Source organism: Lacrimispora sp. 38-1 (assembly GCF_049890855.1).
GTDB lineage: Bacteria > Bacillota > Clostridia > Lachnospirales > Lachnospiraceae > Lacrimispora.
The window spans coordinates 71867-87199 of record NZ_JBANEW010000051.1; the positions used below are offsets into that span (position 1 = coordinate 71867).

General features: G+C 48.4%; 7 protein-coding genes and 1 pseudogene. 5 read left to right on the forward strand and 3 right to left on the reverse strand.

The window, feature by feature from the left end; all coding sequences use genetic code 11:
* Window positions 1-5: 5 nt before the first annotated feature.
* The 3 genes from V7D18_RS11400 to V7D18_RS11410 are packed head-to-tail and all read right to left on the reverse strand — an operon-like array spanning window position 6 to window position 10047.
* Window positions 6-8219 carry a DUF6908 domain-containing protein gene (locus V7D18_RS11400; RefSeq protein ID WP_426154398.1) on the reverse strand — a complete coding sequence of 2738 codons (8214 nt, stop codon included), beginning with the start codon at window positions 8217-8219 and terminating at the stop codon, window positions 6-8.
* Window positions 8216-9232 (reverse strand): ParB N-terminal domain-containing protein, encoded by a 1017-nt coding sequence (locus V7D18_RS11405; RefSeq protein WP_426154399.1) that lies wholly within the window; start codon window positions 9230-9232, stop codon window positions 8216-8218. Before V7D18_RS11405 ends, V7D18_RS11400 begins: the two co-directional genes overlap by 4 nt.
* Window positions 9233-9234: 2 nt before the next feature.
* Entirely contained in the window at window positions 9235-10047 is an 813-nt protein-coding gene (locus V7D18_RS11410; RefSeq protein ID WP_426154400.1) for a ParA family protein, read from the reverse strand.
* A 698-nt stretch (window positions 10048-10745) separates the two neighbouring features.
* Here V7D18_RS11410 and V7D18_RS11415 point away from each other — a divergent pair.
* The 5 genes and pseudogenes from V7D18_RS11415 to V7D18_RS11435 all read left to right on the forward strand — a co-directional run.
* Window positions 10746-12197, forward strand: coding sequence for a ParB/RepB/Spo0J family partition protein (locus tag V7D18_RS11415; RefSeq protein WP_426154401.1), 1452 nt, complete (start codon window positions 10746-10748; stop codon window positions 12195-12197).
* Window positions 12198-12499: 302 nt separating this feature from the next.
* Window positions 12500-12853 (forward strand): hypothetical protein, encoded by a 354-nt coding sequence (locus tag V7D18_RS11420; RefSeq protein WP_426154402.1) that lies wholly within the window; start codon window positions 12500-12502, stop codon window positions 12851-12853.
* Window positions 12846-13553: an antirestriction protein ArdA gene (locus V7D18_RS11425; protein ID WP_426154403.1), complete on the forward strand. Its 708-nt coding sequence runs from the start codon at window positions 12846-12848 to the stop codon at window positions 13551-13553. The genes V7D18_RS11420 and V7D18_RS11425 overlap by 8 nt, the downstream gene beginning before the upstream one ends.
* A 74-nt stretch (window positions 13554-13627) precedes the next feature.
* Window positions 13628-14098, forward strand: a complete 471-nt coding sequence (locus V7D18_RS11430; RefSeq protein ID WP_426154404.1) for a PcfB family protein — start codon at window positions 13628-13630, stop codon at window positions 14096-14098.
* Window positions 14088-15245: pseudogene (locus V7D18_RS11435) on the forward strand (VirB6/TrbL-like conjugal transfer protein, CD1112 family); the annotation flags it as partial. The gene V7D18_RS11430 and the pseudogene V7D18_RS11435, both read left to right, overlap by 11 nt.
* Window positions 15246-15333 lie beyond the last annotated feature (88 nt).

Sequence of the window (15333 nt, forward strand, 5' to 3'; positions counted from 1 at the left end):
TCCTCCTACCTTTCAAATTCATTTTCGTCCTCGGTTTCCGATTCGGATGCGTATACAGAAACCTTTTCTGGCTCAAATCCTTGACTGACAATGTTGGTAAACCATTGTGACATAAAATCCTTCAAATCCTGTACCATAGACGGCTTTGCCTGTGCTGTTTCATAAAAAAGCCCTATATCGTCCTGTAAGAACGATGTAGGGTGAATGGAACGATTCTGTTTGTCAATGGTAAAGGTAATTTCAGGGTCACGCATGGCGTCCCCGTTTTGCGTGTAATAGTGGGCAATGCTGTATTCCCCGCCGCCGATGGCTTCCAGCACCAAATCCTCAAAGCCATCGCTTTTCAGCTTCATATAATAGGCTTCTCCGTCAAGAATCGGGCCTGCAAAAACCGCCAGCTTTTGATACAGCTTTTGCTCTAATGTAAACCGTGTGGATGAGAGCTGTATCGTGACTGAATTGCTTTCCTCGCCATTTGTCTCATCTTCCAGTTCTTCCGTACTATCTTCATCTGGTTCTATAATCTCATCGGCGCTGTCTTTAAACTCTAGGGCAAGATCAAGCTCCACCTTTTTTCGCTGAAGCTGCGCCAGCTTTTCCTCGCTGTGAAATGGCTTCTGACTTTCCAGCTTCGCTGCCTCAAGCTGTCGGTGCAAATCTGCAAGCTCACCTTGGGAAACTTCTAAATCTCCTGCAATATGATCCGCCAGATTTTCGATACGGGTGATGTTGCCAAGGGCCGACTCTCCCATATCGGTGGAATAGCTGCGCTGACCGTCCAAAACAATCCGTACACTGCTCATCATGCCGCGCTGTAAGGAAACCGAAAAGCCCGCATAACTGCCCATATCCAGCGTATCGCCTGTTTGCCGCCCCAGCTTGCGGGCGCACACCATGAAATGCTCGGCAGCTTTGGTTCGCTCGTCATGGGTTCTGCCGTCAATCATCATCTGAAATTCAGCCGGTTTGTTTTGCCGGTAGGTTTCAAGGTCGGCGGTCATTTTTACAATCTTCTTTTCCGTACTTGTGATTTCACTTGGATATCGTTTAGAAATATCGTATTGCAAGCCATTGCGCTGACTCTGCCATGCAGATTTCAGCACAGTCAAACGGCTGATTTCGTTGTCCGTTTCCATCTTTTCCTTAATCCTTGGGTCAGAAACGGCAAGGGCTTTAAACTCGGCATACTGGAGCATGGTGCTGTCCACATCCTCACAGCTTCTGAGGGTGGAGCGCCCGGTCATGATCTGGCTGATATACCGCTGTTTTTGTTCGAGTATCTGCCACAGGTACGCATCAAAGGTCTGTTCCGTAATGTAATTGTAGATAGAGATTTCCGGATTATCATTGCCCTGTCGGAGAATGCGGCCGTTGCGCTGAATGAGGTCGGAGGGGCGCCACGGCACATCCAGATGATGGAGTGCAATCAATTTGTTCTGCACATTCATACCGGTTCCCATCTTGCTGGTGCTGCCCATCAATATACGGATTTCACCGGTGCGGACTTTTTCAAAAAGCTGTTCTCGCTGTACGTCCGTTCGCGCGTCATGAATGAAGGCGATTTCCTCCGGTTTTACACCTTGTGCAATCAAAGCTTCCTTTGTGGCCTCGTAGAAGTTAAAGCTGCCGTCCCCCTTCGGTGAGCCCATATCACAGAAAATAAGCTGGGCAAGCCGCTTTTCAGCGGTTTCGTGATAAATCTCCGCCGCTTTCCGGGCGCAGACATTAAGTTTGGTATTAGGATCGTCCGGCAAATCCGGGCCAATGGCTCTTGGATCAGTGGATAATAGGCGAGCCTCCAGCGTGAGCTTTAAGAAATTGTCCTCTGAACTGTCTACCTCACCGTTTCTGATTTTCTCCGCTCGTTCCCCAAGCTCCATGACAATACGTTTCTGTTCCGGTGTGATTTCCGTCTTGATGACCTGTACTGCGCCGGTTTTTAATTTCGGGGTAGGTAAATCCAGCATATCGGCAGTTTTTATGTCGGCAATCATCAGGAACATATTCATAAGTTCCGGTAGATTGTGAAACTTTGCAAACCGGTTCTTCATTTGATAGCCGCTGCCCTCCGGCTTGATTTCCAGAGAGGATTCAATCACGCCGTAGGTACTTGCCCAGCTATCGAACATCAGCAGACCACGTTCCTCCAGCGCTTTGGGCTGCAAGGTCTTTTGCAGTACATACAGCTCCCCCATGGTATTGGAGATCGGTGTACCGGTGAGATACACTACGCCTCGTCCGTTATTCAACTCATTGATATACTGGCATTTTTGGTGCATATCCATGGCACGTTGGCTGCTTACTCCTGTGATTCCTGCCACATTGCGCATCTTCGTATAAGAAAAGTTGTTTTTGTAGGCATGAGCTTCGTCCACAAACAGGGCATCTACGCCGAGTTCCTCAAAATTGACAATATCATCTTTTTTCTCTGCCTTGAACAGTCGGTCGTATCGAAACTGGAGATTGGATTTAAAAATCTCCATCTGCTTGAGCGTCCAGTCTTTGCCGTCACGGAATTTCTGCTCTGCAATGGCGTTAGTGATGGCTTCCAGCTCTGCCTCCATTGCCGCAAGCTGGCGCTCTCTGGATAAACCGATCAGTTCAAAACTACTGTGTCCCATAATAACAGCATCATATTCTCCGGTGGCAATCCGGCTGACAAAACGGCGGCGGTTCTTTTTTTCAAAATCCTTTTTCTCTGCCACCAAAATATTAGCGTTTGGGTACATCTTCATATAGTGGGTTGCCCATTCGCCAACGAGATGATTCGGCACGGCATACAAGGGCTTATGAATTGCCCCCAGCCGCTTCATTTCATATCCCAAGCCGATTGCGGCATAAGTTTTCCCGGCGCCCACCTCATGTGCCATCAACAGATTGCCGTCCCCGTAAAGACCGTGGGCTATTACATCCCGCTGATGCTTGCGCAGGGTAATCCCCTCCGCCATATCCGGTAAGAGTAGGTCATCCCCGTTGTACTCACGGGGCCTGATATTGTTAAATCGGTCATTATAGAGTTTGGTCAGGCTTGCACCGCGTTCCGGGTCGGCAAACAGCCAGCTTTCAAAAGCCAGTTTGATTTCGGCCTGTTTTTCACGAGCCAGTATGGTTTCCTTTTTATTGAGAACGTATTTGGTTTTTTCCTCACCGGTGTCCGGGTCAATATAGTCTACCGGGTCTTTGACTTCCACCGGCCGTAAATTCAGAGTAGTTTCCAGTATGTCATAAGCGTTCATCCGGTCTGTGCCGTAAGACTGGTTGACTGTTACAGAAGTTCGCTCGGAACTTTTGCTGGTAATGTGATAGGCGCCGCTGTATCGGGAAAATTCTAGGAAAATGCCAAACCGCCCCTCTTGATTGCCCGGTGCGGTCTGGAAGGTATCGTACATAAATTGCTGGTAAATCTCTGGGGGAATCCAAGTGGACCCCAGCGTAAAGCTGATGTCCAGTGGTGTCAGAGGTGTAGGCTGAACCAGTTTGAGGGCTTCCATGTTGCGGTTGAACCGTTCTGGTTCTTCCTCTGCCTTTAAGATAGCCGTAGTCAGCTTATCCTTTACATAGCCGCTCAAATACTCATCTGCGGTTTTCCAGCCGGTATGCGGATTGCCAGTGTAATCATCCGGGTCTTGGTAAATTTTTTCGCCCAGTTCCTCTATAATTTCGTCTGGAGTCGCTTTTCGGTGGTCGGAACGCTGATAGAGCCAGGACATATAGCCAAGGTCTAATTTTCCTTTGACATTGAGAGAAACCATCAGGGCTTCCTCTGCGGAATGGACCGCTTTCGGCATGACTTTGGGCTTAATGGTGGCTTTGTAGAAGATAGCGGTCTTTTCCCATACGTCCTTTTGACCTTTTTTCTCCGCTTCAATGGATCGGAGCAGAGGGGCATTGGCATCCCTCGAAAACGCCATTATGTTGGCGTAGGAATTGAGAAATCCCTGCTTCTTTACAAAGGCATCATAAACATGGTTCAGATGGTCTATATGCTCCTGAAGCTGCTTTTCATATTCCATGGTTGGCAGCTCATGGAGGTCAGCATATTCGCTGGTTTGATAATCGATCAGGCTACGAATAGCTGCCGTAACCTCCAACATGCCCCGGATTCGCTCGGCTTTTCGTCCGGTTATATTCTGCTTATACATCCGCGAATTTTCACGGTAATAGAGTTCGCCATCCATCAACCCATAGCTGAAATTGCGCACATTGGGATCGGCAGGGATAGACTCCGGCAGCATTTCCTTTTCGTCCTCGTATTCTGAGGTAGCTTCGGTGTATTCACCGTCCAGGTAGGAAATGGCACGCCCCAGCCGTTCGTTCAAGTCATCACCGGAAATGGGGTGACAAGCGGTAGTCTTTTCATTTCCGAACATGGACTCATCAAACACCATTTCACCAAGTACCATTTCCGGGTGGTCGATAAAATAGCTATTCATGGGAATGCCGTCTGCATTTTGCTCCACAGAAAGCCATGGGCTGTTTTCTTCGTCCGTCACAATTTCCCGTTCTCTTTTTTTGAGGAACAAAATATCCGTGGTGGCTTCCGTTCCGGCGACTTGCTTAAAAGCGTTATTCGGCAGACGCACCGCACCGATCAGTTCCGCTTTCCCAGCTATGTACCGGCGCATTTTGGAATTGGCTTTATCCATGGTGAACTTGGAGGTAATCAGCGCCAGCATACCACCCGGACGGACCTTATCCAGCGACTTGGCAATAAAATAATCATGGATGGGGAGGTTATATTTGTTATAGCGCGGGTCATCCACCTTGATGGCATTAAACGGCACATTACCTACCATCACATCAAAGAAATGGTCGGAAAAGACCGTCTTTTCAAAGCCCATCACCTGAATATCCGCATCCGGGTAAAGGTGCTTGGAGATATGGCCGGGGATTGGGTCAATTTCACAGCCGTAGAGTTTGGAGTCATCCATGCTATCCGGCAGCACAGAGAAAAAGTTTCCTGTGCCTAGAGCAGGGTCTAAGATATTGCCGCCCCGAAAGCCCATGTTTGCAAGTCCCTGATAGATATGGCTGATAACGCTCTGCTCCGTATAATAGGAAGTCAGGGTGCTTTTCTGTGCGGCCTGAAATTCCTCGTCGGTCAGCAGTTCTTTAATTTCTGCATATTCCTTTTCCCAGCCGCTTTTATCAGGCGTCAGTGCATTGGCAAGGCCGCCCCAGCCCACAAACCGTGCAAGGGTAATCTGTTCTTCGGCAGTTGCTATGCGTCCCTGCGCCTGCAATTCCTTTAACAGCCGGATAGCTTCAATATTGTTTTTACATTTGGCTTTCGGGCCGCCGTCATATAAATGATGGTCGGGGGAGTAACGGTAGTTCAAGCCCTCGCCCCATGCACGGGCGTGGAAATCATCCATAATGGCATGGCTATAGTCATCATTAGACTGATTGACAAGGGATGCTGCTTGGATTGCTGCCTTGGTTTCTTCGCTGTTATCTCCGCTTTGTACTGCCTCCACTACCATAGAAGCAAGCTCACCCTGAGTATAATAATCTTTCAGGGGCTTGCAGTCCGCAATTTCGGATAGCGGCACACGCTCTGTAATTTTCAGGCTGTTCAGGTTTTTAAGTTGGGCAATATCACCGATTTCCACTGTGCGGCCGTCGTGCAAGAATTTGATGATCTCAAATACCCGGTCATGGTAGTAAATACGGTCACCTTCCATAAACGGCAGGGGCATTGCTTCTTCGGAATTTCCGTCAATCACGCTATCATTGTTATCGTCCGTACTGTCCTCGTAGCTATCTTGTGCAATGGGAGTCATATCGAATAATGTAAGCTGACGTTCAGGAGCTTCCTGTGTGGAATTTCCATGAGCAGGGATATATAGGGTTTTGCCCTGTGCCTCCAACTCAGCCTTATCTTCCTCTGACAAAAACTGATCCTGTCGAACCAGTTCCATAATTCTGGTTTCCGCTCTGTCCCAAGTCCAGTTCTCGTTGATTTCCACTCCGTCATGCTGATAATCAATGGAAAATCCTTTCCCATCGTAATTTAACCGCTTGTGTCCGCCATTTTCTAAACCACCGGAATAACCGCCGATGCCATGTTCTTTTTTCAACACAGCAACACGGTCTTTTTTTCCTGGAAAGGAAACCATAGCCTGATATATTCTTAGTCTCCCACCTGAAAATCCATAGCTGTTTCTGAGAATTTCATCAATAATTTCCTGTTTGGATGGTGGTATGGGTGTATTGGGATTCACATAGCGGTCATCTTCTATGAGCAGGGCAATGTTCGCCGCAACCTGTTCCCATGTCAGGTGAATTTTAACGCTTTCCTCCGGTTCAAGAATAGTAAGGTGCAGCCCATCATCATAAGTCCGTGCTTTTATCAAAATCTCATCCAGCTCTATTTCTCGACTACCGCCTCCATAGGTTCTGCGGACAAAATCAGTCCGCAGTTCGATATCCGTTTCTTCCTTGAAATAATCCTGAATGGTTTGCTGGATATAGAGTGACTTGGACTGATCCCGCAAGAATACATGGATATACCGGTTGTCGGCAGTATCCGTTGGGTCAATGTTTATTTCTGACTCATCTTCATCCGGTATGCCTTGCATTTCGCCCACTTCATCCGGTATGGAGAAATCGTCAATCATGCTGTCAGCTGAACTAAACGGGTAAGCACCCATCAAAATGAGTTGATCAATACGGCTTGTAAGCTCCGCGTAGCTGGCGGTAAACTGCTGTCCATCCATTTCAAAGGTCAGCCCTTCACTGTCGGCAAGGATATGCAGAAAGTAATCTCCGGTTTTCGTCATATACTCCGTATCCAGCTTGCCATAATAGGCTTTTAAGATTTTTGCCTTGGTGGTCTGCTTGTGTCCGCCTTCAAAAAACTTATAAATCTCCGATACCCATTCCCTCGTATCGGGGGTAATATCGTCTGCACAAAGCACCACGTCAATAAGGTCAGAAATTTCTTCTTCGTCCAGCGGCTGAACCGTTTGGGGTGGTATCAAAGCCGGTGCTTCCTGCTCGGCTTTCGGCGGAACAACAAAAAAGCCGCTCACAGACGGCTGTTTACCATCTGTGGGCGGCTCTACGTTTTCTATTATCGGGGTTGCAATACCAATTCGCTGTTTACTATTTCCTCCGCTGTGGAGGTTATCATACTCATGTGACTGGCTCTCTCCAGAGTGTCCTCGGTGTCCGGTATCGGCTGGGCGCCTAGTAACTCCTGTATCAGACGTTCCTTGCGGTTCTCGGCTTCCTCGTCCACTTTCAAAATCATTTCGTTGATTTTGCCCTGTGCTACCAGTTCCGACAGGCGGTGCGGGTGGTTCTCCAACATGTAGTTCTTCCACAGGCTTCCGAATCTGCCCACCGGTGTCCGGTCGGTTTCCTCGTTCTCCGAGATTTGTAGGTTGGGATACATCATCCCGTCCTTGCCCTGCCGATAAGTGAGGTTCATTAACGGTTCGGTTCTCATAAATTTGGCTCCTTTCGATTTTTATTTGCTGAATTTCCTGATGGATTTCTTTCAGTATAGGTCTGGCAAGGGACACCGTACAGCTTCCCATTGCCATAAAAAGCTCCAAGCTGTTAAAGTGGCTGATATTCTCGAAGGCATTCTGCTCAAATAGCTCTGTGGAAAGTCCGCATTTCCGAAAGACAGTATAAGCAACGCTGTCGGTAACAAGCTCCATAAATTCCGCTTTTACCGCTTCCAGAGGAAGCCCATACAGTATGTTGCTTTCATCTCGCACCTTGAAATTTTCCATGTAATTCGGTAAAACCTGTCGCACACGCTTCTGTACCAATTTATATAGGCACAGTTCTATGCTGGAGGTAGGTGTATGATACTTTTCATGGAACTTCACCAGCAAACCGGGCGTGTACTGATCCTCTAACTCCCACAAATAGTTTAACACTTTTTTGAAGCTCTGTGCATCCCCATTAGTGTCCATGAAATCAAACAGGTGCTTGATGCTTGCCGTTGGGTTTACCATGTCAATAACCGCAATGCCTTTTGCACCCCGGTTAATGTTTCGGTTAATCCGCTTGTCATGCCACTCGTCAAAAGTAGCCAGCTGGCTTGCGTCAGGGCGTTGGGCATAAATCAGAACGGCATTATCGAAAGAGCGCTTATAATACCTTGCCACACAGGACAGCAAACCTTTCCACTCCGCAGGGTTCTTCGTGTATTCCTGCACCGACTCTTTATACAGGTCAGAAAGAAAGGTTACTTTACTCAAGATGCCACCTCCTTATTCTGGTTTTCAAAGTACAGAGCCAGTGCCTTATCAATGGTTTCCTCAATTTCTTTTTGTGTCTGCTGTGCAGTGAAATACTTAGAAATGACAGCAGACTTTATTTTCACGGGCTGCGGCTTACTACTTTTGGGTTTACGGGTTTTCTCGCCTGACAAGATTTGCACGATAGCAGTATCAGTCAGTTTTCCAGTTTCATAGTAGCTATGAAACAACTCCGCCTTTTTCATATCCACCTTATAGCTGTCTGAATCCATAAGGTCGGCTATCTGCTGTTGCTTTGCCGTGTCCTCTACAAAGGAAAGGTCATAGGCGGCAAGGAAAGATATTTCTTCCGTATCAACCTTTGCAATGAGTGGTTCAATTAAGTTGGAAATACGGATATAACGTCCCACTTTTGATGCAGAAAGTCCATATTCCTGTCCAACCTTTTCTCTGCTTTCCAACTTCTGTTCAACTTGAACAGAAGTTGAGTTTTCCTCGAAGCCATGTGGGTTTAAGAGCGTTTCAATCTCTGCTAAAAGGTCGCTTCTCTTGCCCTGTGATTTAAGTGCTTCATAATGCTGGGCAAGACAATAGGCGCGTTCCGAATGGCTCATGTCGGAGAAGGAACGTTGGCGCAAATTGGTTTCTGTAACAATTAAAACTGCATCCTCATGGGTCAGGTTTTCACGGATAATAACGGGGCCTTGAGTCAGCCCCGCAAGTTGAGCGGCATTTTTACGATTGTGTCCGCTGAGAATAATGTACTGTTCATCCTCGGTATGCCAAAGAATAATAGGGAGCAGAATACCAAACTGGCGAATACTCTCCACCATATCTGCTAACTGCTGTCCTTCATAGAGCTTAAACCTGTGATTTGGAAAGGACTCCATCTGTGAAAAGTCCATTTCTAAGATACTGCCCTGCACAGGAGCAGGGGCGGTATCTTGCTGAGGTTCGATACTTATCATTTCTTCAAAGTCTACGAAACGGGCTTTCGGTTTGGGTGTAGCCATACTTATGCGCTCCTTTCCGCTATTTTTTTGTGCGTCCCTGCAAGCAGTTCGTCCGCAAACTGTTCATAAGCGATTGCGGCAGGATTTTCCGGTAAGAACTCGCAGATAGTCTGATGATATCCCACTGACTCCGCTACCTTGATGGAACGTGGGATGTGTGTTTTGAAAATAGGAACCTTGTCCGCAAATCCACGCTGAATCATATCATTTACCTGTGCGGACAGAATGGTGTTGGGGGAATCCATGGTAATCAAAATCCCCTCAATACGCAGACGGTGGTTGCTGTTTTTCTGGATAATCTGATAATGCTTTAGAATCTCTGAAAGCCCCTGTGCTGATAAAAGCTCCGCTTGTGTAGGGATTATAATGCTGTCAGCACACATCATTACATTAATCATTGGCGTACCCATTTGCGGCATACAGTCAATGATGATGTAGTCATACCTGTCCTTGATGGTATCAACGTATTGTGACAGGATGTGCTCACGAAAATCCACGTTACAAAGATTTCGCTCAAGGGTGAAAAGCTGTGAATTGGAGGGAATCAGGTCAACACCATTGTCTGCCTTGAATATATAGCTCTCCAAGGCAGGCAGCGGTTCGCCCTCCACCAGTTTGCGTAACATAGTATTGATTGTAACCTCCAGCTTATTGGTGTTGCTCACACCTAAAATGATACTGGAATGCCCCTGACCGTCAAAATCAATCAGGGCGGTACGGTGTCCTTTCTTAGACAAAAGATAGGCAAGCGTGGTCGCCGTGGCCGTTTTGCCCACGCCGCCTTTTTCATTGATAGTTGCAATGATTTTTGCCATCGGTGTACTCCTTTCTGGATAAAAATTGGGCTTGGGTAAATGGGTAATGGGTAAATAGGGTATAAAAAAATTGGACTAAGATTAGCGGAAACCCTTTGATATAGCGGTTTTCACTTACTTAGTCCAATTATAACAGAGTCACCCGTCGGACCTGTCGGACCCGTGTCTCCTGTCGGACCCGTTGGACCCGTAGCTCCTGTCGGGCCTGTTGGACCAGTATCTCCCGTCGGACCTGACGGACCTGTGTCTCCTGTCGGACCCGTTGGACCCGTGTCTCCTGTTGGACCCATGTCTCCTGTTGGACCTGTTGGGCCGGTATCTCCTGTCGGACCTGTCGGACCCGTGTCTCCTGTCGGACCCGTTGGACCCGTAGCTCCCGTCGGGCCTGTTGGACCAGTAGCTCCTGTCGGACCTGTGTCTCCCGTCGGACCCGTTGGACCCGTAGCTCCCGTGGAGCCTTTTATAATAGGAAACTGCGAAATAGCCCGGTAAAAGGGCAAACAAATAAAATATGAGCTATCACATTACACAGGATACCGCCTAATTGGACAAGATAGGCGGTATTTTTGTATCTGGATAGCAGAACTTCGGGTCAAGTTGGCCCGAAGTCGAAAGGGGGGATTGCGAATATCCCGTTGGGCTTGATTAAAAATCAGGCCCTTTTTTCATGCCATAAAACAGATAAGGAGGAAAAACGCATGGCAAAAAATGAGCCAAATAAGCCGGACGAAGTAAAAACCGCCCCGGCACAGGAACCCACAGCAGAAGAAAAAAATACGCCAGCTCCCATGCCGGAGATTGGCGGCGAAGCTCATGTCCCGGAAAAGATTGCCGAAGAACCAACGGCACTTTCCCATGAGAACGGAGCTGCCCCGGATAAAACTGATAAGGACAGGCCAGAAGAACCTATGCCCATTGACATTCCCGCCCCCAATGATGTGGTTGTTCCCTTTGACAAAATCAATGAGATTGTTTCGGGAAAACAGGCAGCGGCAAAGGAAGCGGAAACAACAGGCCCAGCAGATAAAACGGCAGAGCCGGAGAAAACAAGCCCGGGTAAGGCAACTGACAGCAAGCCCAAAACCACTGAAAAAGCGGACAAAAAGCCTGCTCGCCCTGTCAACCAGGAAAAAGCCCCAAAAGCCGTAAAATCGGAGAAGTCGGACAAACAAAAACAGGTCGCAGAAGTTGGCGGCTGTACTTCCGCTTCTCCACAAGTGACGAAACAGGCACAGCAGGAAACGCCGCCCCCTGCCCCGGAACTGCCCTCCGAACCGAGGGAAGCACCACGCCCCGGCGAACAGGAACAGATTGTTTATTTGAACCTTTCCGAGCTTTACGCTTTCAAAGACCACCCGTTCCAAGTCCGGAACGATGAAGAAATGTCTGCTATGGTGGAAAGCGTCAAGGACAAGGGTGTTACCCAACCTGCCATAGTACGCCCCCGCGAAGATGGCGGGTACGAAATCGTATCCGGCCACCGCCGCCAAAAAGCCAGCGAATTAGCCGGATTTACGGATATGCCCTGTATTATCCGCAACATGACGGACGAGCAGGCCATCACGCAGATGGTAGAGGACAACACCAATCAGCGTGAAAATATACTGCCCAGTGAACGGGCCAAAGCCCTGCAAATGCAGTTGGAGGCCATAAAAAAACAAGGCGCACGAACCGGCAACGGACAGCGTTCCAATGAGGTTGTAGCCGAGCGCAACAAAATGACAGTCAAGCAGGTTCAGCGGTATATCAAGCTCAATGAGCTGGTTCCCGACCTCATAAAAATGGTGGACGAAAAGAAAATTGCGTTCACTCCTGCTGTGGAGCTTGCGTTCATTGCGCCCAAAAGTCAACGGTATATTGCTATCGCCATTGAGGGTCAGCAGTCGGCTCCCTCACTGTCACAGGCACAGCGTATGCGTGACCTTGACCAAAAGAAGCTCTTAAACCCCGATGTGATTGACGGAATTATGTTAGAAGAAAAAAAGGAGGCAGACAAAGTGATTATTTCAAGTCAGGAACTTTCCCAGTATTTCGGCAAGGAGAAAACACCCCGCGAAATGAAGGATACCATTATGAAGCTGTTAGAGGAAAACAAGGCGAAGCTGAAAGAAGTTTCAGCTCCTCAAAAGAAAGCCGAACAGGAAAAATAAGCACTTCGGGTCAGGTTGGCCCGAAGTCGTTGTATGCGGGGCTTTGCCCCGCGCCCCAAAGCTCTAAGGATATGAATATATTCCCCGTCGCCGCTTGTTGGGTAGCATAACCGGGAAAATCGGTCAAGAGCTTGTCGCCATAGGCGGTGCTTCGCACTCTTGACGGATTTCTCCCGGTTATGCTTTAAGGCAGTCAAGCGACGGGGATATAGATTCCTTTGAGCCGCCCCCTTTCCATGAGTGGAAAGGGCAGGGGGATAGGTTGACACATTCAGCGCAAAAAGAACGGAGGTGCTTTTATAATGAAACGACCTTTAGCATACATTACTGCCGCGTGGTGCGGCAATCACGATACAGACACCAAACAGGCGGCGCAATATTGCCGGGCAGTTTACGAAGCCGGATTTTCCCCGGTTTGCCCGACCCTGTATCTTCCGCTTTTTCTCAATGACGCAATCCCGGAGGAACATAAAAGCGGCATTGATATGAGCCGGGATCTCCTGCGCCGCGCCCATGTGGTAGTTGTTTGCGGTGATGGCATGAATGAAGATATGAAGAATGACATTGCCATAGCCGGGCGGCTGAACATCACGGCAACTACACTGGACGGGATTTTAACCGTGAAAACACAGGGGCAGGAAAAAGACCATGCTTGAAGCCTTTGTTACCAATCTTGGACGGTATAACGAGGGATATTTGGACGAGGAGCCTTTGAAGCTCCCCGCCACTACCGAGGAAGTGCAGGCTCTTTTGAAGCGAATTCATGTGGATGGTCTACGGTATGAGGAAATTTTCATTACCAATTATGAAACCGACATTCCCGGCCTGCGTGACTGCTTGGGCGAATATGAAAGCATTGACGAGTTAAACTTCTTGGCTTCCCTGCTGGACGATATGGAGGAATGGGAGTTAGAAAAGTTTTCTGCCGCCGTGGACTTCGGGGAGTACAACAGCGTACCCGCCCTAATTAACCTTACACAAAATCTGGATTGTTTTGAGTTTTACGCCGGAGTTGAGAATGAGGAAGATTTAGGACGCTTTTATATTGAAGAAATGTGTACGCTGGAAATCCCGGAGCATTTGGCAAACTACATTGATTATGAAGCCTATGGGCGGGACATGAGCATGGACGAGGACGGACGTTTTACCGAAAATGGTTATGTGGTGCGGACAGGCGACAGCTTTACCGAGATTTTCAGCAGCAGGGACGATATACCGGACGAATACCGGATTTTCGCTTATCCAAAACCGAAAAGACTCACTATCCGTGATACGCTCAAACAGTATCAGCAGATGGTTGATAACGCACCCGTCCCCTCAAAAGACCGCGCCGCCCCGGCTTGTGAGGAACGGTAAGCCACTTCGGGCCAACTTGGCTCGAAGTCCTCCCGACTGTGTGATTGCAGACAATGGCAGGAAAGGAGGTCTTTATGCAGGAAGATATTGAACGCCGGACAGTTGCCCTATCCGTCAATGCCACAAAGCTGACGGGCCGGACACTGGCAAAGGTGCTGGCGGCAGCACTCCGGCAGATACAAAAGGGCCATCAGAAACGGCAAACCCCGCAGGGCAGACAGAGCGTAAAAAAGCTGATGAATCATGGCGTTTCTACGAACAGTCTTGACCTGTCCGGGGATACGAAGCTCTTTGACCGTGTGGCCCGAAAGTACAATGTAGACTATGCTTTTCACAAAACCGGGCCAGACAAATATTTGTTATTCTTCAAGGCCGGACAGGCGGACGCGATTACCGCCTGTTTTGGCGAATATACAAAGCTGGTGCTGAACCCAGGCAAGAGCAGCCCCTCTATTCTGAAACAACTGAAAAACTTTGCCGACAGGGAGCGCACCAAACCGCATCAAAAGGAACGAAAACGGGAGGTGTCGCGGAATGAACGATAAAATCCGTAAATATGTGATTCCCAACGGTCCCTATCTGTTCGTGCTGTGGTTCTTTCTAAAGCTCGGCACAGCCTACCGTCTTGCAGGAGGTTCAGACTTTGGTAATAAGCTAATCGGCATGATAAAGACTATAAGCCCAGCGTTTGCTTCCTTTGCGCCAGGCTTTGTGCTGTCTGACTGGCTCATTGGCCTTGCCGGGGCGGTCATGCTCCGGCTGGTGGTATGGTACAAGGTAAAAAACGCAAAAAAGTTTCGGAGGGATGTGGAATATGGCTCGGCCCGATGGGGAACAGCAAAGGACATCAAGCCCTTTATCGATCCCAAATTCACCAACAACGTAATACTCACAGGCACAGAGCTTCTTACCATGAACACGCGACCCGCCAATCCCGCCAACGCCCGAAACCTTAACTGCTGTATTATAGGCTCCAGCGGAAGCGGGAAAACTCGCTTTTGGCTGACCCCACAGCTTTTACAGGCTCATTCCTCCTATGTGGTGGTTGACCCAAAGGGCGGCATTTTAGAGCAGGTCGGCTCTTTTCTGAAAAAGCAGGGCTACAAAATCAAGATATTCAACTCCATTGATTTTGCCCGGTCAATGCACTATAACCCGCTGGCCTACTTAAAGACGGAAAGCGATATTTTGAAGTTTGTAAATGCTTTGATTGAAAACACAAAGGGCGACGGCAATTGGAACCCCGGCGTATTCTCCCTCATACGGCAGCTTTCCGAAACGGTTGTTTTGCCGATTGCCGGACTGGTCCTTACCTTTGTCATGTGCTATGAGCTGATTCAAATGCTCATTGACCGGAACAACCTGCACGACATTGACACATGGATTTTCTTCAAGTGGATATTCAAGACCTTTGTCGCGGTATTGCTTCTTTCCAACACGTTCAATATCGTGATGGCGGTATTTGATGTTTCCCAAAGCGTCATTAACAGTGCAGGGGGCGTGATTGCAGGAAATACGGCAGTAAGCCCTGATATGCTGGACAGCTTGGAAACCCAGCTCATGACAATGGAAATCGGCCCTCTGCTTGGCCTGTGGATGCAATCCTTTCTGATAAAGATTATTGTCGTAGCAATCAACATTGTTGTGTTTGTCATTGTGTACGGCAGAATGATTGAAATTTATTTACTCACCAGTTTAGCCCCTGTGCCAATGGCGACCTTGGTCAACCGGGAAATCGGCGGCATGGGCCAGAACTACCTAAAATCTTTGTGCGCCGTAG